1 rRNA gene is annotated in these 241 nt (G+C 53.5%); it reads left to right on the plus strand.

Going from position 1 to position 241, the window contains the following annotated elements:
* Nucleotides 1-241: ribosomal RNA gene (locus WA407_RS26600) — 16S ribosomal RNA — on the plus strand; the annotation flags it as partial.

Below are 241 nucleotides of genomic sequence, written 5' to 3' on the forward strand. Positions count from 1 at the left end.
GGTTATGTAGAAGCTTGCTTCTACATAACCTAGCGGCGGACGGGTGAGTAACACGTAGGCAACCTGCCCACAAGACAGGGATAACTACCGGAAACGGTAGCTAATACCCGATACATCCTTTTCCTGCATGGGAGAAGGAGGAAAGACGGAGCAATCTGTCACTTGTGGATGGGCCTGCGGCGCATTAGCTAGTTGGTGGGGTAAAGGCCTACCAAGGCGACGATGCGTAGCCGACCTGAGA

This window comes from Paenibacillus sp. 203, from assembly GCF_037027525.1.
Taxonomy (GTDB): domain Bacteria; phylum Bacillota; class Bacilli; order Paenibacillales; family Paenibacillaceae; genus Paenibacillus; species Paenibacillus polymyxa_B.